General features: G+C 50.6%; 20 protein-coding genes. 18 read left to right on the plus strand and 2 right to left on the minus strand.

Features of this window, described 5'->3' with window-relative positions; all coding sequences use genetic code 11:
• Nucleotides 1-43 precede the first annotated feature (43 nt).
• On the minus strand, nt 44-232 hold the full coding sequence (gene rpmB, locus EAT1B_RS14685) for a 50S ribosomal protein L28 (protein WP_015881349.1): 189 nt from the start codon (nt 230-232) through the stop codon (nt 44-46).
• A 252-nt stretch (nt 233-484) separates the two neighbouring features.
• Here rpmB and EAT1B_RS14690 point away from each other — a divergent pair, with 252 nt between their 5' ends.
• The 11 genes from EAT1B_RS14690 to rnc all read left to right on the plus strand — a co-directional run bounded on the left by EAT1B_RS14690 (nt 485) and on the right by rnc (nt 10,643).
• Nucleotides 485-847 (plus strand): Asp23/Gls24 family envelope stress response protein, encoded by a 363-nt coding sequence (locus EAT1B_RS14690; RefSeq protein WP_015881350.1) that lies wholly within the window; start codon nt 485-487, stop codon nt 845-847.
• 22 nt (nt 848-869) lie between these two features.
• Nucleotides 870-2,549 carry a DAK2 domain-containing protein gene (locus EAT1B_RS14695; RefSeq protein ID WP_015881351.1) on the plus strand — a complete coding sequence of 560 codons (1,680 nt, stop codon included), beginning with the start codon at nt 870-872 and terminating at the stop codon, nt 2,547-2,549.
• A gap of 63 nt (nt 2,550-2,612) precedes the next feature.
• Nucleotides 2,613-3,275, plus strand: a complete 663-nt coding sequence (gene sdaAB / locus EAT1B_RS14700) for an L-serine ammonia-lyase, iron-sulfur-dependent subunit beta (RefSeq protein WP_015881352.1) — start codon at nt 2,613-2,615, stop codon at nt 3,273-3,275.
• A gap of 12 nt (nt 3,276-3,287) precedes the next feature.
• Complete coding sequence (gene sdaAA / locus EAT1B_RS14705; protein ID WP_015881353.1) at nt 3,288-4,175, plus strand: L-serine ammonia-lyase, iron-sulfur-dependent, subunit alpha; 888 nt, start codon at nt 3,288-3,290, stop codon at nt 4,173-4,175.
• On the plus strand, nt 4,162-6,192 hold the full coding sequence (gene recG, locus EAT1B_RS14710) for an ATP-dependent DNA helicase RecG (protein WP_015881354.1): 2,031 nt from the start codon (nt 4,162-4,164) through the stop codon (nt 6,190-6,192). The genes sdaAA and recG overlap by 14 nt, the downstream gene beginning before the upstream one ends.
• 85 nt (nt 6,193-6,277) lie before the next feature.
• Nucleotides 6,278-6,847, plus strand: coding sequence for a transcription factor FapR (fapR, locus tag EAT1B_RS14715; protein ID WP_015881355.1), 570 nt, complete (start codon nt 6,278-6,280; stop codon nt 6,845-6,847).
• Nucleotides 6,844-7,833, plus strand: a complete 990-nt coding sequence (plsX, locus tag EAT1B_RS14720; RefSeq protein ID WP_015881356.1) for a phosphate acyltransferase PlsX — start codon at nt 6,844-6,846, stop codon at nt 7,831-7,833. The genes fapR and plsX overlap by 4 nt, the downstream gene beginning before the upstream one ends.
• A gap of 18 nt (nt 7,834-7,851) precedes the next feature.
• Nucleotides 7,852-8,772, plus strand: a complete 921-nt coding sequence (gene fabD / locus EAT1B_RS14725; protein ID WP_015881357.1) for an ACP S-malonyltransferase — start codon at nt 7,852-7,854, stop codon at nt 8,770-8,772.
• On the plus strand, nt 8,765-9,505 hold the full coding sequence (fabG, locus tag EAT1B_RS14730; protein ID WP_015881358.1) for a 3-oxoacyl-[acyl-carrier-protein] reductase: 741 nt from the start codon (nt 8,765-8,767) through the stop codon (nt 9,503-9,505). The genes fabD and fabG overlap by 8 nt, the downstream gene beginning before the upstream one ends.
• Before the next feature lie 58 nt (nt 9,506-9,563).
• Nucleotides 9,564-9,803, plus strand: a complete 240-nt coding sequence (gene acpP / locus EAT1B_RS14735) for an acyl carrier protein (protein ID WP_015881359.1) — start codon at nt 9,564-9,566, stop codon at nt 9,801-9,803.
• Nucleotides 9,804-9,926: 123 nt separating this feature from the next.
• Entirely contained in the window at nt 9,927-10,643 is a 717-nt protein-coding gene (rnc, locus tag EAT1B_RS14740; RefSeq protein ID WP_041918168.1) for a ribonuclease III, read from the plus strand.
• 36 nt (nt 10,644-10,679) lie between these two features.
• Here the strand turns inward: rnc and EAT1B_RS14745 are convergent, their stop codons facing one another.
• On the minus strand, nt 10,680-10,874 hold the full coding sequence (locus EAT1B_RS14745) for a DUF1128 family protein (protein ID WP_015881361.1): 195 nt from the start codon (nt 10,872-10,874) through the stop codon (nt 10,680-10,682).
• 114 nt (nt 10,875-10,988) lie between these two features.
• Here EAT1B_RS14745 and smc point away from each other — a divergent pair, with 114 nt between their 5' ends.
• The 7 genes from smc (at nt 10,989) to trmD (ending at nt 18,977) form a co-directional block, all read left to right on the plus strand.
• Nucleotides 10,989-14,546 carry a chromosome segregation protein SMC gene (gene smc / locus EAT1B_RS14750; RefSeq protein WP_015881362.1) on the plus strand — a complete coding sequence of 1,186 codons (3,558 nt, stop codon included), beginning with the start codon at nt 10,989-10,991 and terminating at the stop codon, nt 14,544-14,546.
• Complete coding sequence (gene ftsY, locus EAT1B_RS14755; RefSeq protein ID WP_015881363.1) at nt 14,543-15,568, plus strand: signal recognition particle-docking protein FtsY; 1,026 nt, start codon at nt 14,543-14,545, stop codon at nt 15,566-15,568. The genes smc and ftsY overlap by 4 nt, the downstream gene beginning before the upstream one ends.
• A gap of 96 nt (nt 15,569-15,664) precedes the next feature.
• Nucleotides 15,665-15,988: a putative DNA-binding protein gene (locus tag EAT1B_RS14760; RefSeq protein ID WP_015881364.1), complete on the plus strand. Its 324-nt coding sequence runs from the start codon at nt 15,665-15,667 to the stop codon at nt 15,986-15,988.
• An 11-nt stretch (nt 15,989-15,999) separates the two neighbouring features.
• Nucleotides 16,000-17,340, plus strand: coding sequence for a signal recognition particle protein (gene ffh, locus EAT1B_RS14765; RefSeq protein WP_015881365.1), 1,341 nt, complete (start codon nt 16,000-16,002; stop codon nt 17,338-17,340).
• Nucleotides 17,341-17,422: 82 nt separating this feature from the next.
• Nucleotides 17,423-17,698, plus strand: a complete 276-nt coding sequence (gene rpsP / locus EAT1B_RS14770) for a 30S ribosomal protein S16 (RefSeq protein WP_015881366.1) — start codon at nt 17,423-17,425, stop codon at nt 17,696-17,698.
• A 54-nt stretch (nt 17,699-17,752) separates the two neighbouring features.
• On the plus strand, nt 17,753-18,271 hold the full coding sequence (gene rimM, locus EAT1B_RS14775; protein WP_015881367.1) for a ribosome maturation factor RimM: 519 nt from the start codon (nt 17,753-17,755) through the stop codon (nt 18,269-18,271).
• Nucleotides 18,261-18,977: a tRNA (guanosine(37)-N1)-methyltransferase TrmD gene (trmD, locus tag EAT1B_RS14780; protein ID WP_015881368.1), complete on the plus strand. Its 717-nt coding sequence runs from the start codon at nt 18,261-18,263 to the stop codon at nt 18,975-18,977. Before rimM ends, trmD begins: the two co-directional genes overlap by 11 nt.
• Nucleotides 18,978-19,010: the final 33 nt, after the last annotated feature.

Consider the following 19,010-nt stretch of genomic DNA (forward strand, 5'->3'; position numbering starts at 1 on the left):
CATCGGCGAATGCCGCTGGGATTTATTCGTTCGTGTATAAGTATTATACGCGTTCAACGAGACCTGATTTAAGTGCGCGAGCTGAAACCCAAACGCGTTTCGGTTTACCGTCAACGAGAATACGAACTTTTTGTACGTTTACACCCCAAGTACGTTTTGTCTTGTTGAGTGCGTGCGAACGGTTGTTACCTGATTTAGGTGATTTACCTGTTACGTAGCATTTACGTGCCATGCGTTTCCCCTCCTTTTTTATGTGGGTTCGTCCTAATAGACACTCGTTTATATTAGCACGGCTTTTTTCCCGATGCAACTAGAAAATCATACCATGACAAGAAAAAAACTTGACATTACTCTCAAGGATTTGAATAATGAATGAGGTTATCGCGTTAATTGACCGAGATTCTGGAGCAGGTTCTTTTAATAACTAGGTACTTATTGTAGAATGTACATTAGGAATCATTCCGAATAAAGGAGGCTACTCCATATGGCAATTGAAATGAAGACAACATATGGCAATATTGACATCACAAGTGACGTCATCGCGACACTCGCAGGTGGTGCGGCGATGGAATGCTTCGGTGTGGTCGGCATGGCTTCACAGGCACAATTGAAAGACGGCATTGCTGAATTGTTAAAACGTGAAAATTACGCGCGTGGTGTCGTCGTACGTCAAGAGGATGAGGACGTACATATCGACATGCACATCATTGTAAGCTACGGGACGAAAGTATCTGAAGTCGCATACAACGTGCAAAGCCGAGTGAAATATACGCTCGGAGAAACTTTAGGATTAAACGTTTCGTCGGTAAATATATTCGTTCAAGGCGTTCGTCTGACGAATGACTGACGAAAACGGAGGAGGATTTGGTGTGGGTTTAAATCGTTTAGATGGCGTGGCGCTCTCAAACATGATCGCGAACGGAGCGGCCAACTTGAGCCAAAACGCAGATTATGTAGATTCGCTTAACGTCTTCCCGGTTCCAGACGGAGACACGGGAACGAACATGAACTTGACGATGACGTCAGGTGCGAAAGAAGTAGCAGCCATGAACACATCTGATATCGCAGAGGTATCATCAAAGTTCGCTCGTGGACTCCTGATGGGAGCACGCGGAAACTCAGGCGTTATTTTAAGCCAGTTGTTCCGCGGCTTCGGGAAAGCCGTTGAAGGAAAGACGGAACTCACGACAGTTGATTTTGCAGAAGCACTCAAACGCGGTGTCGACACGGCATACAAGGCGGTTATGAAACCGGTTGAAGGAACGATTTTAACGGTTGCTCGTGAAGCGGCTGATGAAGCGCTCCTTGCGTCTGAGTCGACAAGTGATTTCACAGAGTTCATGAAACGTGTCATCGTCGAAGCAAAAGCTTCGTTAGACCGTACACCGGACTTGTTACCGGTGTTAAAAGAAGTCGGCGTCGTCGACTCAGGTGGTCAAGGACTTCTCGTCATTTACGAAGGATTCCTTGCGAGTCTTGAAGGAAAAGAACTCGAAAAACCACATACACCGGTGATGGATGCATTGATCGAAGCAGAACACCACGCGCATGCGGCACAAGGGTTCATGTCGACAGAGGACATCGAATTCGGTTACTGTACGGAGATCATGGTCCGTTTCCAAGAGGACAAGCTGAAAGATACACCGTTCAACGAAGATGCATTCCGCAACGAGTTGTCTGAACTCGGGGATTCTCTTCTTGTCGTCGCGGACGAAGAACTCTTGAAAGTTCACGTTCACGTCGAGACGCCAGGTGAAGTGATCACGAAAGGGCAACGTTTCGGTGAACTCGTCGCGGTCAAAATCGAGAACATGCGTCAACAACATTCGACGATTCTTGAAGAAGAACACGGTGCCAACCAACACGGTATTCAACAAGCGGAGAAACCGAAAGCACCATTTGCCATCGTAACGGTCGCAATGGGCGAAGGCGTCAGCGAACTGTTCCGTTCACTTGGGGCGGCCCACGTCATCGAAGGTGGTCAGACGATGAACCCGTCGACAGAAGATATCGTCAAGGCGATTGAGTCGGCACATGCGGAACACGTCTTCATCTTCCCGAACAACTCTAACATCATCATGGCGGCTGAACAAGCGGCGTCTGTCGCACCGTGCGGCGTGTCGGTCATTCCGACGAAGACCGTCCCACAAGGTCTCGCTGCAGCCATCGCATTCAATCCTGAAGCGGATGTCGAGATGAATGAACAAGCGATGAAAGCGGCAGCGGCGACCGTGAAGTCCGGCCAAGTGACATACGCTGTTCGTGATACGAGCATCGATGGCGTTGAAATCAAAAAAGATGAGCACATGGCGATTGCTGAGAAGAAAATCGTTTCTTCATCTCCATCGAGCTTAGAAGCTGCTAAACGATTAGTCGATGCGCTCATCGACGCAGACGACGAAATCGTCACGATCTTAACAGGAGAAGGCTCTTCTGCATCGGACGTAGAAGCGTTGACGTCATATATCGAATCGGTGAACGACGAGATTGAAATTGAAGTTCACGACGGCAAACAACCGCTTTACTCTTATATTTTTAGTGTGGAATAAGCTGTTTCGAATCCCTACCTTCTGTATAATGAAGGTAGGGATTTTTGAAAGGGGGAAAAATTGATGAAATATCGTAGTGTGTTTGACATCATTGGTCCGGTCATGGTCGGACCGTCGAGTTCGCATACAGCAGGTGCTGCCCGCATCGGCTTGATGGCCGGGAAGTTGTTCGGGAGAACGCCGCGTACGGCGCACATCACATTTTATGGATCGTTTGCTGACACGTATCGGGGTCACGGCACGGACGTGGCCATCGTCGGTGGAATCATGGGATTCGATACATTCGATCTGAGAATCCCACAGGCGTTAGATATCGCCCGTGAAAAAGGGATCGAGGTCATCTTTGAGACGAGTGATCTGTTGACGGATCATCCGAATACGGCCCGGGTCTTGCTCGAAGATGAATTAGGCACATTTGAGATTGTCGGAATTTCAATCGGTGGGGGAACGATTGAGATTACGGAACTGAACGGATTCCCGTTGAAACTGACAGGTGGGGGACCTGCACTCGTCGTCTTGCATCATGATCGATTCGGGGCCATCGCGGCTGTGACCGGTGTGTTGGCGAACCACCAATTAAACATTGGACATATGGAAGTGAGCCGCCATGAAAAAGGGATGCAGGCGTTGATGGCGATTGAGATTGATGAGACCATTCCTGCGGAAGTGATCGCAGAGCTGGAACGGTTACCGCAAATCGAACGGATAGCTATTTTTGGGGAATGAGGAGAATGTGTGATGTTTAAATCAGTAGAGGAATTAGTGACGATTGCAACAGAACGGAACATCCCGATTTCTGAAGTGATGATCGAGCAGGAGATGCATGTCAGACGTGCCAGTCGAGAGGACATCATCGGGATGATGGACCGAAATCTTGAAGTGATGGAGGAGGCGGTCGAACGCGCACTCCAAGGTGTCACGTCGGTTACGGGATTGACGGGGAATGATGCCGTACTCATGCAAGACTACATTCGTTCGGGCAAGTCGCTCGCGGGAGACCTCATTTTAGATGCCGTCTCGAAAGCGATTGGGACGAACGAAGTGAACGCGGCGATGGGACGAATCTGTGCGACACCGACGGCGGGGAGCGCGGGCGTCGTACCGGGAACGTTGTTTGCGGTAAAAGATCGTCTTGAAATGGACCGCGACGCGATGATCCGTTACTTGTTCACATCAGGTGCGTTCGGATTCGTCGTGGCGAACAACGCCTCGATTTCAGGGGCGGCTGGTGGATGTCAGGCCGAGGTCGGGTCGGCGACGGGCATGGCAGCCGCGGCCATCGTTGAAGCAGCTGGCGGGACACCGGACCAATCGGCCACGGCATTTGCGATCGCCCTAAAAAATATGCTCGGTCTCGTCTGTGATCCTGTGGCGGGGTTGGTCGAAGTTCCATGCGTCAAGCGAAATGCCATGGGCGGTGCCAACGCCATTGTCGCAGCAGATATGGCGCTTGCGGGGATTACCTCACGTATCCCTTGTGACGAGGTCATCTCGGCGATGCATGAAGTGGGCCAAATGATGCCGACCGCCTTAAAAGAGACGGCAAAAGGCGGACTTGCCAATACACCGACGGCTCGTCGCCTCGAACGAAATATATTTGGAGCGAAAGAAGATGCAAAACAATGATCGACTGACGACGCTGAAAGGGGTCGGGCCAGAGATGGCCAAAAAGTTAGAAGTGATGGGACTTGTTCGAATCGAGGACGTGCTGGAGCACGTCCCGTTTCGTTATGAGAATTATAATAGTGGGACGGTGACGACGGCTGTTCATGGTGACCTCGTCAAGTGGAGCGGGACTGTCCAAGCCGAACCGCTCGTTCGCTACTATAGTAAAGGGAAGAATCGTCTTCAGTTCCGGTTGTTACTCGAAGACCGATACGCCGTCCAAGTAACGATGTTCAACCGTGCCTTCTATAAAGAAAAATTGGTGATCGGGGAGACGGTGACGGTCAAAGGGAAATGGGACATGAACCGGATGACGATCAGCGCGACCGACCTTGAATTTGGTGCCCCCTCAGGCGGATTGCAACCGATTTATTCATTACGAGCCGGGCTGACACAAAAGAATTTCAGTCGGATCGTGAAGCTCGCTTTTGAGCAGGTGAACGATTTGCCCGAACAGGTCCCGCAAGCCATTCGCGACCGCTATCGATTAGTTGACCGGATGACGATGCTACGTGGGATGCATTTTCCAGATACAGTGGAGACCTATAAACAGGCGAGACGAAGCTACGTTTATGAAGAGTGTCTCATGTATCAGTTGAAATTACAGGCGTTTCGGAAAATGGAGCGGTCAGGAAACGGTCGGGCCCTTCATCTCGATAAGCATCAATTGAATGAATTCGTCAAACGGCTCGCATTCCCATTAACCGGAGCCCAGACACGGGTCATCCGTGAAATCGTATCTGACCTTGAAAGACCAGAACGGATGAACCGATTGTTACAAGGGGATGTCGGGAGCGGGAAGACCGTCGTTGCCGCGATTGCCTTGTATGCGACTGTGACGGCCGGGTATCAAGGGGCTTTGATGGTGCCAACAGAAATCCTTGCCGAACAACATGCGACATCGTTACAGGAATTATTTGAACCGTTTGGTATCACGATCGCCCTCCTGACGAGCTCGGTGAAAGGGAAGGCGCGCGAAGCCCTCCTGACGGCAATTCGATCGGGTGACGTCGACATCATCGTCGGGACGCACGCGCTCATCCAAGGACCAGTCGAATTTTCAAATTTACATTTGGCAATCACAGATGAACAACATCGATTCGGTGTCGAACAACGGAAGAAACTTCGCGATAAAGCTGAATTCGCGGACGTCTTATACATGACCGCGACGCCGATTCCAAGGACGCTTGCAATCAGTGCGTTCGGAGAGATGGATGTTTCCACGATCGATGAGATGCCAAAAGGACGAAAGCCGATTGAAACGTATTGGGCGAAACACGACCAGATCGATCGTGTGCATACAATGGTCGATCGGGAACTCGCACTCGGCCGTCAAGCGTATGTGATTGCACCTCTCATCGAGGAGTCGGATACACTAGAAGTGGAGAGTGCGACGGCACTGTATGAGCTGTTGAAAGAACGCTTCTCGAACTATGGTGTTGGTCTGATGCACGGGAAGCTATCGAGTACAGAAAAAGACGAGGTCATGAAATCATTCGCCGACAACGCGACACAGATTCTCGTCTCCACAACGGTCGTCGAGGTCGGGGTGAACGTTCCAAACGCTTCACTCATCATCATCCATGACGCCGAGCGTTTCGGTCTCGCGCAATTACACCAGTTGCGTGGCCGTGTCGGTCGTGGTGCCCATCAATCGTTCTGTATCCTCGTCGGGGACCCAAAGTCAGATGTCGGAAAAGTTCGACTGAAAACGATGACGGAGACGAACGATGGGTTCGTATTGGCGGAGAAAGATTTAGAGTTACGTGGGGCTGGTGATTTCTTCGGGACCGCACAAAGTGGTCTCCCAAGTTTCCGGGTCGCCGATCCCGTTCTCGATTTGAAAGTGATGGAAGTGGCCATGCAAGATGCTGTGAAACTTCTCGGAAGCGACGCCTTTTGGCATGACGCCCAATATGAAGGGTTACGTGGCTATTTGAAACAACTCGACCTTCTCGTTGGGGAAAGGTTAGAATAGTACTTGAAAATGACGACTAAAGAATATATACTGCTATTAGTACCAGGTATTAAGTTCTTTAGCGATTAGTTTAGGAGGGAACTGAATGCGGGTACCTAAGAAAGAGCGGCAACGCTTGTTACAAGAAACGATTGAGCATAACCCGTTCATCAAAGACGAAGAACTGTCAAAACAGTTTTCTGTCAGCATCCAGACGATTCGACTCGACCGGATGGAATTAAAAATTCCGGAAGTGAGGGAACGGATCAAACATGTGGCTTCCGAACATCTCGATGAAGTCAAATCGCTTTCAATGAGCGAGGTCATCGGTGATATGATTGACTTGAAGCTAGATGACTCTGCGATCTCAGTCCTCGATATAGAAAAAGAACACGTCTTTAGCCGCAACGAGATTGCACGTGGACACGTCTTGTTCGCGCAAGCCAACTCGTTAGCGGTGGCGCTCATCAATGATGAATTGGCGTTGACCACTAAAGCGGACATTCGCTTCAGTCGCCAAGTCCATCTTGGAGAGCGAGTCGTTGCCAAGGCTCGTGTGATGAAACTACGAGGGGACGGGAGAACGGACGTCACAGTTGAAAGTTATGTCGGTGAGGAGTGCGTCTTTGATGGCGACTTCACGATTTACCGACGTGGTGAGGAGGAGCAAGCATGAAGTTAGCGATTGATGCAATGGGTGGCGATCACGCACCGAAGGCGATTGTAGAAGGTGTGAAACGGTTCGTCGCGCAATATCCGAACGAGTCGATGGAACTCTTTTTAGTCGGTGATGAGGTGAAGATTGCCTCATACGGTCTTGATGACCCTCGAGTGACGGTCGTTCCAGCCAGTGAGATCATCACAGGCGAAGACGAACCGGTACGGGCGGTGCGCCGTAAGAAGGACAGCTCGCTCGTCGTGGCAGCTCAGCTCGTCAAAGAAGGAAAAGCGGATGCTCTCGTGTCTGCCGGGAATACCGGCGCATTGATGGCGGCGTCTCTTTTCATCATCGGACGGATCCCGGGAATCGAGCGTCCGGCATTATCTCCGACGTTCCCTACATATACCGGTAGTGGTGTCGTCGTCCTGGATGTCGGAGCGAATCCGGATGCAAAAGCTGAACACCTCGTCGACTATGCGATTATGGGTTCACTGTATGCGGAACATGTGCGTGGCATCAAGACACCGCGTGTCGCCCTTCTCAATATCGGGACAGAAGCGGGTAAAGGAAATGCGCTGACAAAAGAAGCGTTCCCCCTCCTTGAACAGGCACCTGTCCATTTTGTTGGGAATGTCGAAGCGCGTGAAGCGATGTCAGGTGACGTGGACGTCATCGTGACCGAAGGATTTGCCGGAAACATCTTGTTAAAGGGTGTGGAGGGCTCCTCTTCGATGCTCATGAAGATGATGAAAGAACAATTCACGAGTGACCTTGTATCTAAACTCGCCGCTCTCATCTTAAAACCGAAATTGAGACGATTAAAAGAAACGCTGGATTATCGCGAACACGGGGGAGCCGGATTATTCGGGATTAATGCGCCGGTCATCAAGGCGCATGGGTCGAGCGATGCACTCGCCATCATGAGTGCGTTGAAACAGGCGAAAATCATGGTAGATCACGATGTCGTGGAAAAAATCAAGCGTGCCAAAGCCATAGACTAAGCGAAAGCAGGTGAAGATATGGGGAAAGTAGCATGGGTGTTTCCGGGGCAAGGTTCTCAAGCCGTTGGAATGGGACAAACCTTTTTAGATCACCCTGAAACGCTTCAAGCAATCGGACGTCGACTCGGGTTTGACCTCCTTGAAGTCATGTCATCCGGGTCGAAGGAAGACCTACAAGAAACGGAAGTGGCACAGCCGGCCATCGTGGCGCACGCCTCGCTCCTCGCGCAAGCCTATGCGAAGAGCGGTGCGGCACCAGATGTCGTCATCGGGCATAGTGTCGGTGAATATGCGGCGCTCGTCAGTGCGGGTGTCATCGATCTTGAAGAGGCGACCGTCCTCGTCCGAGCACGTGGGCAGTTGATGTCTGAAGTGAAGGATGGAACGATGGCGGCAGTCGTCGGGATGACCGATCTTCAAGAGGCGCTCCATATCACTGAAAAGATCAGTGCGAGCGGGAATTTAGTTCAAATCGCCAACTTGAATTGTCCTGGTCAATTCGTGATTTCAGGGCATGTCGACGCGGTCGAACAAGCGGGCGTGGAATTGAAGGCTGCCGGTGCGAAGCGGGTATTGCCGTTAAATGTATCTGGAGCGTTCCATAGTTCCTACATGATGCCGGCGGCAACGCGTTTCCAAGATGTCCTCGCCTCGTCACCGTTTGAAGCGGCTTCCGTCGACTTGATTTCGAACGTGGACGCGGCGGTGCATCGTGACCCTGAACAGTTGAAGGCGTTATTGACGAAACAACTGTATTCGTCTGTCCGCTTTGAAGATTGTGTACGCAAGGCGATTGCAGACGGGGTAGACACGTTCATCGAGTTCGGTCCATCTTCACCGCTTTCAGGATTGATTAAACGAATCGACTCGAACGTTTCGATTCAAAAGGCGACCACGCTAGAAGAAGTCGCCTCGTTAGGAGGAGAAGTACGTGCATGATCAAGTGGCGATCGTGACTGGGGCGTCCCGGGGAATCGGGGCGGCCATCGCGAAACGTTTAGGGGAAGATGGCTTTCGGGTCGTCGTGAACTACTCGGGTAGTGAACAAAAGGCGAATGATGTCGTGGCCATGATCACGGAGGCAGGCGGCGAAGCCATCGCCGTGAAAGCAGACGTATCGAATGCTGACGATGTCAAAGCGCTCGTCAAGACGACAGTCGATACGTTCGGACGCGTCGATTGTCTTGTCAACAATGCAGGAATCACGCGTGACGGGTTACTCATGCGGATGAAAGAAGCCGATTTCGAAGATGTGCTATCGACGAACTTAAAAGGCGCCTTTTTGACATCACAAGCCGTCACGAGACCTTTGCTCAAGTCGAAAGCAGGTCGAATCATCAACATCGCCTCGGTTGTCGGGATTACCGGCAATGCAGGACAAGCGAACTATGCGGCTGCAAAAGCAGGGTTGATCGGATTGACAAAATCGGTGGCGCGCGAACTTGCGGGACGTCACGTGACGGTCAATGCCGTCTGTCCAGGGTTCATTCAAACGGATATGACCGATGCCTTGACAGATGCTCAACGAGAGGCTACACTCGAGCAAATTCCGTTCAACCGTTTCGGACAGGTGGAGGATGTGGCGAACCTTGTCTCCTTCCTCGCATCGGAACAAGCGGCTTATGTGACCGGGCAGACGATTGCCGTCGATGGCGGCATGACGATGGCGTAAAAGAGAACTTTACCAACAGACTGACATTTAATATACTTACCTTTGGAGGGATTTTATCATGACAAAAGAACAAATTTTAGTAGACGTACAAGAAGCAGTTGCTGAGAAGCTCGGGAAAGACGTATCTGAGATCACAGCAGAGAAATCGTTCAAGGATGACCTTGGTGCGGATTCACTTGAAGTAATGGAAATGGTGATGGACCTCGAAGACAAATTCGACATCACGATCGAAGACGAAGACGCTGAGAAGCTCGCGACTGTTGGCGACGTAGTGGCTTACATCGAAACAAAATTGTAATCAAGCCATCCCACCGCTCGGTTCCGGGCGGTGGGCTTGTGCTTATTCATGGAGGGAACTATGACAAAAGACAAACGACGGTTTGACCGTCAAGGGTCGGCGCAGCGACGTCGGCGTCAGGAGATGGAACGAGCACGCATCTTGGAACTATTTAAATCATTGGAAGAACGGTTAGACGTTCAATTTTCGAATCACGACTTGTTGATGCAGGCGTTCACACACTCATCTTATGTGAATGAGCAACGCGGGTTACGAAAAGACAATGAACGTTTAGAATTTTTAGGGGATGCTGTTTTAGAACTGACCGTATCTCGCTTTCTCTATGAGACTTATCCGGAGCGCTCCGAGGGGGAATTGACGAAATTACGAGCGGCGATCGTATGCGAACCGTCACTCGTGAATTTTGCGGAAGCTTTTGCTTTCTCTGACTTCATCTTGCTTGGGAAAGGTGAAGAGTTGACCGGTGGACGAAAACGTCCGGCACTGCTTGCCGACGTGTTCGAATCCTATATCGGTGCTCTTTATTTGGACCAGGGAATTGAGGCCGTCGAACGATTCCTCGCCGAAGCGGTTTTTCCGAAAGTCTTAGCGGGAGTATTTGAAGAACAGACGGATTTCAAGAGCCAGTTACAGGAGAGCGTTCAACGGGAAGGACTCGGACCTGTTTCGTATGAGATTATCGAAGAACGCGGACCGGCGCATAGCCGGGAATTCGTCGCACATGCACGCCTCAGTGACGACATCGTCGGTGAAGGGGTCGGACGTTCGAAAAAAGAAGCCGAGCAATTGGCTGCCAAAGAAGCGCTTATTGCCTTTAACCGGCGCTACGCAGATTTATAAACAAAAGGAGTGGACCGCCTAGGGATCCACTCCTTTTCATGTCAATTGACCGAGTTCTTCGACGATACCATCGACTTCCGACAAAGAGAGCGAAGAGCGTGTCATCACATACTCGTAAATCTCTTTCACCGCTGACGGATCAGCCGCATTATATTCTTCCGCTTTGATCGCACCGCGGTTAATAATGTTCATCTTATCCAAAATCGCTTCAATCATCTGTTCATTCGTCATCTGTATTCCCCTTTCTACAGTTCTTTTTAGAATAGCATGATTCGGGCATTTTGACGAACTGTTAACTGTGGTAAAATATACAGATGAATGCTTACTGCGGATAGGATGGTCACGATGCACTTAAAACGAATCGAACTCGCTGGCTTTAAATCATTTGCCAAGCGAATTGAATTAGATTTCCGTCCCGGCGTCACGGCTGTTGTAGGGCCGAACGGGAGCGGGAAATCCAATATATCGGACGCTGTTCGCTGGGTACTCGGAGAACAGTCGGCCAAATCACTTCGTGGTGCCAAGATGGAAGATGTCATCTTTGCCGGAAGTGAAGGAGAGAACCACCGAAATGTCGCCGAAGTCACGCTCGTCCTCGATAATCGAGACGAACAGTTACGTCTCCCATATGAAGAAGTGAGTGTGACCCGTCGCGTGACCCGAAGTGGGGACAGCGACTATTTTATGAATAAAAAACCATGTCGGTTAAAAGATGTGATTGATTTGTTTATGGATACAGGTCTTTCACGAGATGCGTTCGCCATCATCGGGCAAGGGCGGGTCGAACAGGTCATTTCCGGGAAACCGGAGGAGCGCCGTGCCGTCATCGAAGAGGCCGCCGGCGTACTGAAATATCGTCAGCGAAAAAAACAGGCTGAACGCAAGTTGCAGGACACCGAATTAAACTTGTCCCGAGTCGACGACATTCTGTTCGAGTTGGCGGACCGGGTCGAACCGCTCCGTGAACAGGCGGCACTCGCGCGGGAGTACAAAGTCGCCAAAGCGAGGCATGATGAACTCGAAACGGGAATCATGGGCGCAGAAATTCAATTGCTCCAACAGGAGATTGAGCAAGTGTCGGCACGTCACGTGGAATCGGTTCAACAGTTATCTGACTGTGACCGTTCGGTACGTGACCTCACGGAGGAACGTAGCGGGCTCGAAGCAACGCTTGCTGAGCTGCGTGAAGAATTGACAGAGCTCAACCAAAACGAACGGGAGCACTCGACCTATGTCGAGCGCTTGACGGGTGACATCAAGCTCGCAAAAGCACAAGAAGAACATGGTGCCGAGATGAAAGAACGACTCATCCGTCAACGTGAAGAAGTACGTGCGGAGATGACCGAGCTTGAAGCGCAGTTGAAGGTCGTTCGTGAAGAACTTGACCAAAAAGGAAACACGTTGAAACAAACGACTGCGACGAGAGAGACGCTTCAACAACAGTTGACAGCCGCCTCTCGTGATTTCAATGCTGAAATTGAAGCGTTACAAAGTGAGGCGTTTGAACTCGCGACAACGAAAGCGACAATCGGTAACCAACAAAAGCGGGAACAACGAGATATCGATGTCGCCGTCGAGTCGAAAGAACGCCTTCTTCGCGAGAACAAACATCGTCTCGAGGATCGATCCTCGCAGGAAGCGGCGCTTTTGACGACTCGAGAACAGTATGAAGTGGTGCAAAGTCGCTTTGAACAACTGAGTAAAAAAGAAACGGAACTTCGGGACGAAGAGACGTCAATTCGTGAAAAACGTACCCGAGCCGAATCGTCTTATTACGATCTCGAACGCCGCCGTCAGAAGACGGAAGACCGAATCGAGATGCTCGAACGGATGAAGCAATCGTATGAAGGCTATTTCCATGCGGTCAAGTTCGTCTTAAAAGACCGCTCACCAGGTGTCCTTGGTGCTGTCGCCGAATTGATTCGTGTCCGTCCTTCGTATGAAGCGGCAATCGAAACGGCACTTGGGCAGACGCAGCAGCATGTGGTCGTACAAGATGAGTCAGTGGGGCGCCGTGAAATTGATAAATTACGAAAAGCCAACGCAGGACGGGCGACATTCTTGCCGATGACGACGATCAAGCCGAGATTCGTGCCGAGTGACGTGTTCGATCGACTCGACTCGATGAACGGATTTGTCGGGGTGGCGTCGGAACTCGTTGAAACAGATGCATCATACGAGACGTTGAAAAAGTCGTTGCTCGGTTCGGTGCTCGTGGCTGAGACACTTGAAGTCGCGAACCGCATCGCCCAATCGACGGGTTATCGTTTCCGTGTCGTCACGTTAGAAGGGGACATCGTCAACGTCGGTGGTTCGATGACGGGTGGTAGTCGCAAGCAGGGCGTGGCCCTATTCACGCAGTCGCGCGAATTGGATGACTTGAAACAAGGTCTCACCCAAGGGCTCGCCATGTTGCATGAACAACAAACACGTCTTCAAGAGTATACAGAACAGTTGACGGACATTACGCGTCAATTATCTGAACTTCGGGATGAGAAACGTTCCGTTGAAACGAACCTCCGTGAAGTCGAGTCGGCCTATCGTACTGCGGAACGTGCCTCGCTCGATGCCAAGTCACAACTGGAACTGTTCGATCATGAAATGATGCGCTACGAGCGGACGATTGAGACAGCGACTGCCGAATTAGAGCGACTGACGATTGAATTGGCCGACACAGACCGCGCACAAGCTGACATTCGTTCTCGTCTCGAATCGCTTCGGGCAGAGCAGGCGAAAAGTGCTGAGAGCACGGGCCAACTGGAATCGATGCTTCGTCAAAACGAGCTCGATCTTCAGCGTCACACGCTCGAAGAAGAACGGGTCCGATATGAATTGGACCGTTTGACGACCGAACAAAATCGTCTGCAGGAACGAAGCGATCAGATGGAGCGTGAACTGAAGCGGCTCGAGAGTGGAGAAGTCGTGTCGTCTATGGAACTTGAGGCGACGCTTGCCACTGCCAAACTGGATTTCACAGAAATTCAAGAGCGGCTTCAAGAAGTGACGGCAACACTCAAGACGAACGAAGAGGCGTATCGGATCATACGTCAACGGGTCGATCAGGCAACGGAGGCAAGACGTCAAGCAGAAGCTGTCGTCCGAAAACTCGAAACGGCAAAACAAGAGTTCGAGCTGAAACGACAATGGAAGCTCGATGCATTAGAAGAGAACGGACTCGTTGCTGAACTATTACCGGCACTCGAGATCCCACTAGAAGAGGCGAAAGAGGAATTCAAGTTGCTCGTTCGTCAAATCGAAGAAATCGGACCGGTCAATCTGAATGCAATCGAAGAGTTTGATAGTGTCCACGAACGGTTCACATTCTTATCCGAGCAACGGGATGACCTCGTCAGTGCAAAAGAGGATTTATATGAGATCATCGCCGAGATGGACCGCGAAGTGACACGCCTCTTCAAAGAGACGTATACGAGCGTCCGGGCGCACTTCAAACAGACGTTCACCGAGCTCTTCGGTGGCGGGGAAGCGGATTTGAAATTGGTCGACGAATCGGATTTGTTGAACACAGGAATCGAAATCGTCGCCAAACCACCGGGTAAAAAGTTACAGACACTCAGTCTGTTGTCTGGTGGGGAGCGTGCGCTGACGGCCATCGCCTTATTGTTTGCGATTTTGAAGACGCGTCCGGTACCGTTCTGTGTCCTCGATGAAGTCGAGGCGGCCCTTGACGAGGCGAACGTGCATCGTTTCGGAGAATACATTCGGACGTTGTCGATCGACACGCAGTTCGTCATCATCACGCACCGTAAAGGCACGATGGAAGCGGCGGACACACTATATGGCGTCACGATGCAACAGAACGGGGTGTCCGAGGTTTTATCGGTCGAACTGTCTGAAGCAAAACGTGTCGTTGAAATGGATGAAGAGATGGAGGAATCACGTTGAGCTTTTTCAAGAAATTAAAAGAGAAATTGACGACATCTACCCAAGAGGTGTCACAGAAGTTTACAGAGGGGTTGACGAAGACACGTGACGGCTTTGCAAGTGCCGTCAACGACCTCGTCTATCGCTTCCGCGAGGTGGATGAAGATTTCTTTGATGAACTCGAAGATTTACTCATTCAAGCGGACGTCGGCGTCACGACGACGATGGACCTCGTCGAAGATTTGAAAGAAGAAGTGAAGCGACGTAATTTGAAGGACCCGGTCGCGGTGCGTGACGCACTCGTCGAAGTGGTGGCGAACCGCCTCCAAGAGGATGAATCGGACCGTGAACTGAATATGCAGGACGGACTCACGGTCATCTTGTTTGTCGGCGTCAATGGTGTCGGAAAGACGACGACCATCGGCAAGCTGGCGCACCAGTTGAAATCTGAAGGGCGTTCCGTCATGCTCGCGGCAGGCGATACGTTCCGTGCCGGCGCTATCGAGCAACTTCAAGTATGGGGAGAACGTGTCGGGGTACCTGTCATTCGTCAAACGGAAGGATCTGACCCGGCTGCTGTCGTCTTTGACGCCGTTCAGGCTGCTAAGTCACGCAACATGGACGTCTTGATTTGTGATACGGCGGGACGTCTTCAAAATAAGGTCAATCTAATGAAAGAACTTGAAAAAGTCAAACGAGTCATTGAGCGAGAAGTACCGAACGGACCGCACGAGGTATTGCTCGCATTAGACGCGACGACGGGGCAAAACGCCATGGTTCAAGCGAAAGCGTTCAAAGAAGCGACGAACGTGAGCGGAATCGTCCTCACGAAGCTCGATGGGACGGCCAAAGGCGGAATTGTCCTAGCGATTCGGAACGAACTCGATATCCCGGTCAAGTATGTCGGCCTTGGAGAGAAGATTGACGATTTACAGGAGTTTGATCCAGAACAGTTCGTCCTTGGATTGTTCGGTGACGTTTTTGAAGACAAGAACGAGGAAGCTTTGACAGAAAAAGAGGACACAAACGAGGACCTCGCCTAAGTTTTGCTGTTAAGAAAAAAACTTGACAAGTACTAGGCACGGCTGTACTATAGGTAGTTGTAAAGGGATTTCACTTAACATGTGGAGGTGAAAGGTTTGACGCTCGAAAAAACGAATCGCATGAACTATCTCATCGATTTCTATCAAGCGCTCCTCACACCGAAACAGCGCAACTATATGTCTCTTTATTACCTAGATGACTACTCGCTCGGAGAGATTGCGGAAGAGTTTGAAGTCAGCCGTCAAGCGGTCTACGATAACATAAAGCGTACAGAAACGATGCTTGAACAGTACGAGGAAAAGCTAGCCTTATTCGAAAAGTTCGAACAGCGCCAGCAACTTCTTCAGACCCTCAAACGTCAAGTCGAGCTCACCGATGACGTGAGCGCCACGATTTCTGCGCTTGAGAATTTAGAGTAGGGGGCTGAAGCATGGCATTTGAAGGATTATCAGAACGATTGCAATCGACACTTTCAAAAATGCGCGGTAAAGGGAAAATCTCGGAGACCGATGTCAAAGAGATGATGCGTGAGGTACGCCTCGCCCTCCTCGAAGCCGACGTCAACTTTAAAGTCGTCAAGCAATTCGTCAATGACGTGAAGGAGCGCGCCGTTGGTCAGGATGTCATGAAATCATTGACGCCAGGTCAACAAGTCGTCAAAATCGTTCACGAAGAGTTGTCGAACTTGATGGGAAGCGATGTCGTCCCGATCACATTCAGTCAGAAACCACCGACAGTCGTCATGATGGTCGGTCTGCAAGGGGCAGGGAAAACGACAACGACCGGGAAGCTAGCGAACTTGATTCGCAAAAAGCATAACCGAAGTCCTCTTCTCGTCGCGGCGGACATTTACCGTCCGGCGGCAATCAAGCAGCTCGAGACACTCGGAAAACAACTCGATTTACCGGTCTTCTCACTTGGTGATCAAGTGAAGCCGGAAGAGATTGTGACGAAGGCACTCGAGTACGCAAAAACAAATCATCACGATTTCGTGTTGATCGATACGGCCGGTCGCCTTCATATCGATGAGACGCTTATGGGCGAGCTCGAAAATGTGAAGACGATTGCCAAACCAAATGAGATCTTCCTCGTCGTCGATTCGATGACGGGTCAAGATGCGGTCAATGTGGCCGACAGTTTCAATGAGAAACTCGGAATCACCGGGGTCGTGCTCACAAAGCTCGACGGAGATACACGAGGCGGGGCAGCCCTTTCGATCAAGGCAGTCACGGGAGCGCCGATTAAATTCGTCGGTCTCGGAGAAAAGTTGGATGCCCTCGAACCATTCCACCCGGAACGCATGGCGTCACGGATCCTTGGAATGGGGGACGTGCTCTCGCTCATTGAAAAAGCCGAGACACAGATGGACCAAGACGCAGCGAAGGAGCTTGAAAGCAAAATTCGTGACGCGTCATTCACGTTCGATGATTTCATTGAACAGTTGGCCCAAGTGAAAAACATGGGACCAATTGATGAATTACTTTCGATGTTACCTGGTGCAGGTAAGATGAAAGGGTTGAAGAACGTCCAAATCGACGAGAAACAACTCGATCACGTCGAAGCGATCATTCGCTCGATGACGAAACATGAGCGCGCCAATCCGGAAGTGCTCAACGCGAGTCGTCGTAAGCGGATCGCAAAAGGGAGCGGTCGCTCGATTCAAGAAGTGAACCGTCTCATCAAACAGTTCGATGACATGAAGAAGATGATGAAACAAATGTCAGGACAAATGAAAGGGAAGAAAAAAGGCCTTGGCCTTCCATTCTTCTAACAAAACCTTTTGTCAGTCGAACGAAAAAGCTGTATACTATAAAAGTTGTCAATTCTTAAACACATGATGGAGGTATATTACCATGGCAGTTAAAATTCGTCTTAAGCGCATGGGCGCAAAAAAATCACCTTTCTACCGTATCGTTGTAGCAGACTCACGTTCACCACGTGACGGTCGCTTCATCGAGCAAGTTGGTCACTACAACCCGGTTGCAAAACCAGAAGCTGAAGTTCGCATCAACGAAGAACTCGCTCTCAAATGGTTGGCAGACGGCGCGAAGCCATCTGACACAGTACGTAACTTGTTCTCTAAAGCAGGGATCATGGAGAAATTCCACAACGCGAAAAACGCGAAGTAATGATGTGGCCGACCTTTTCTGAGGTCGGCCTATTTTGTTGAGGAGGGAATAGAGATGGACTGGTTATATGTAGGGAAAATCGCCAATACGCACGGCCTGAAAGGGGAAGTGAAGATCTTGGCGGCGACAGACTTTCCAGAAGAACGATTTAAAAAAGGAAACACGTTGTTCCTTGATGTCGACGGAACGAAACAGGAAATGACGATCACGACGTATCGTCCGCATAAGCAGTTTCACCTCGTCACGTTCAAAGGGTTTGACAATATCAATCTCATTGAAAAATATAAAGGGCTGAAACTGTATGTCCACGCCGAACACGTCCACGATTTGGATGAACACGAATTTTATTATCATGAAATCATCGGCTGCGAGGCTGTCGTGGATGGGGAAGTCATCGGTGTCGTCGACGACATCTTTGAAACGAACGGAGCGAACGATGTCTGGGTCATCAAACGACCAGGCAAGTCGGATGCGCTCATCCCTTATATAGAATCGGTCGTCCAAGAGATCGATGTCGATGCGAAACGTGTCGTCATCACGCCAATCCCAGGAATGATTGACGATGAAGATTGATGTATTGACGTTGTTCCCCGAGATGTTTCATGCGCTCGATCACTCCATCGTTGGTCGAGCGAAGACGCTCGGGCAAGTGGAGATGTCGTTCCTCAACTTCCGGGACTTTTCAACGAACAAGCATCACAAGGTAGACGATTATCCGTACGGCGGGGGCGCGGGCATGCTGCTCACCCCACAGCCGATCTTTGATGCGTTTCATTCCCTTGAGGCGAAGAGCCCACGGGTCATTCTGACGACGCCTACCGGAAAACCGTTCAATCAACGAATGGCCGAGGTATGGGCGAAGGAGGAACATCTGGTCTTTCTATGTGGACACTATGAAGGGTTCGATCAACGGATTCATGATGAACTGGCGACCGACGAGGTGTCGATCGGTGACTTCGTTTTGACAGGTGGAGAGCTTGCGACGATGGTCATGATCGATGCGACCGTAAGGCTCATTCCGGATGTCCTTAATGCTCAGGCGAGCCATGAAGACGACTCGTTCTCGACAGGTCTCTTGGAATACCCTCACTATACGCGACCGGCTGATTTTCGTGGATTGACCGTGCCGGACGTCCTCTTGTCGGGAAATCACGCCCGAATCGAGGCGTGGCGCCGGGAGCAATCGCTCGAACGCACGTATCGACGACGTCCGGATTTGCTCGAACATGTCGAGTTGACGGATGTCGATAAAAAGTTCCTGCAATCGTTGCGCGATTGAGAAATATATGCTATGTTTGAGCATGTGGGTTAA

It is taken from the genome of Exiguobacterium sp. AT1b (genome assembly GCF_000023045.1).
In the GTDB taxonomy this organism is placed as follows: domain Bacteria; phylum Bacillota; class Bacilli; order Exiguobacteriales; family Exiguobacteriaceae; genus Exiguobacterium.

Bases quoted from the DNA above. Each gene is read 5' to 3' on its own strand.
- plsX (WP_015881356.1), top strand. From the start codon at position 6,844: ATGAAGTTAGCGATTGATGCAATGGGTGGCGATCACGCACCGAAGGCG.
- trmD (WP_015881368.1), top strand. From the start codon at position 18,261: ATGAAGATTGATGTATTGACGTTGTTCCCCGAGATGTTTCATGCGCTC.
- EAT1B_RS14745 (WP_015881361.1), bottom strand. From the start codon at position 10,874: ATGACGAATGAACAGATGATTGAAGCGATTTTGGATAAGATGAACATT.
- rimM (WP_015881367.1), top strand. From the start codon at position 17,753: ATGGACTGGTTATATGTAGGGAAAATCGCCAATACGCACGGCCTGAAA.
- fapR (WP_015881355.1), top strand. From the start codon at position 6,278: ATGCGGGTACCTAAGAAAGAGCGGCAACGCTTGTTACAAGAAACGATT.
- ffh (WP_015881365.1), top strand. From the start codon at position 16,000: ATGGCATTTGAAGGATTATCAGAACGATTGCAATCGACACTTTCAAAA.
- sdaAA (WP_015881353.1), top strand. From the start codon at position 3,288: ATGTTTAAATCAGTAGAGGAATTAGTGACGATTGCAACAGAACGGAAC.
- rpmB (WP_015881349.1), bottom strand. From the start codon at position 232: ATGGCACGTAAATGCTACGTAACAGGTAAATCACCTAAATCAGGTAAC.
- sdaAB (WP_015881352.1), top strand. From the start codon at position 2,613: ATGAAATATCGTAGTGTGTTTGACATCATTGGTCCGGTCATGGTCGGA.
- fabD (WP_015881357.1), top strand. From the start codon at position 7,852: ATGGGGAAAGTAGCATGGGTGTTTCCGGGGCAAGGTTCTCAAGCCGTT.
- EAT1B_RS14690 (WP_015881350.1), top strand. From the start codon at position 485: ATGGCAATTGAAATGAAGACAACATATGGCAATATTGACATCACAAGT.
- acpP (WP_015881359.1), top strand. From the start codon at position 9,564: ATGACAAAAGAACAAATTTTAGTAGACGTACAAGAAGCAGTTGCTGAG.
- rnc (WP_041918168.1), top strand. From the start codon at position 9,927: ATGGAACGAGCACGCATCTTGGAACTATTTAAATCATTGGAAGAACGG.
- rpsP (WP_015881366.1), top strand. From the start codon at position 17,423: ATGGCAGTTAAAATTCGTCTTAAGCGCATGGGCGCAAAAAAATCACCT.
- recG (WP_015881354.1), top strand. From the start codon at position 4,162: ATGCAAAACAATGATCGACTGACGACGCTGAAAGGGGTCGGGCCAGAG.
- smc (WP_015881362.1), top strand. From the start codon at position 10,989: ATGCACTTAAAACGAATCGAACTCGCTGGCTTTAAATCATTTGCCAAG.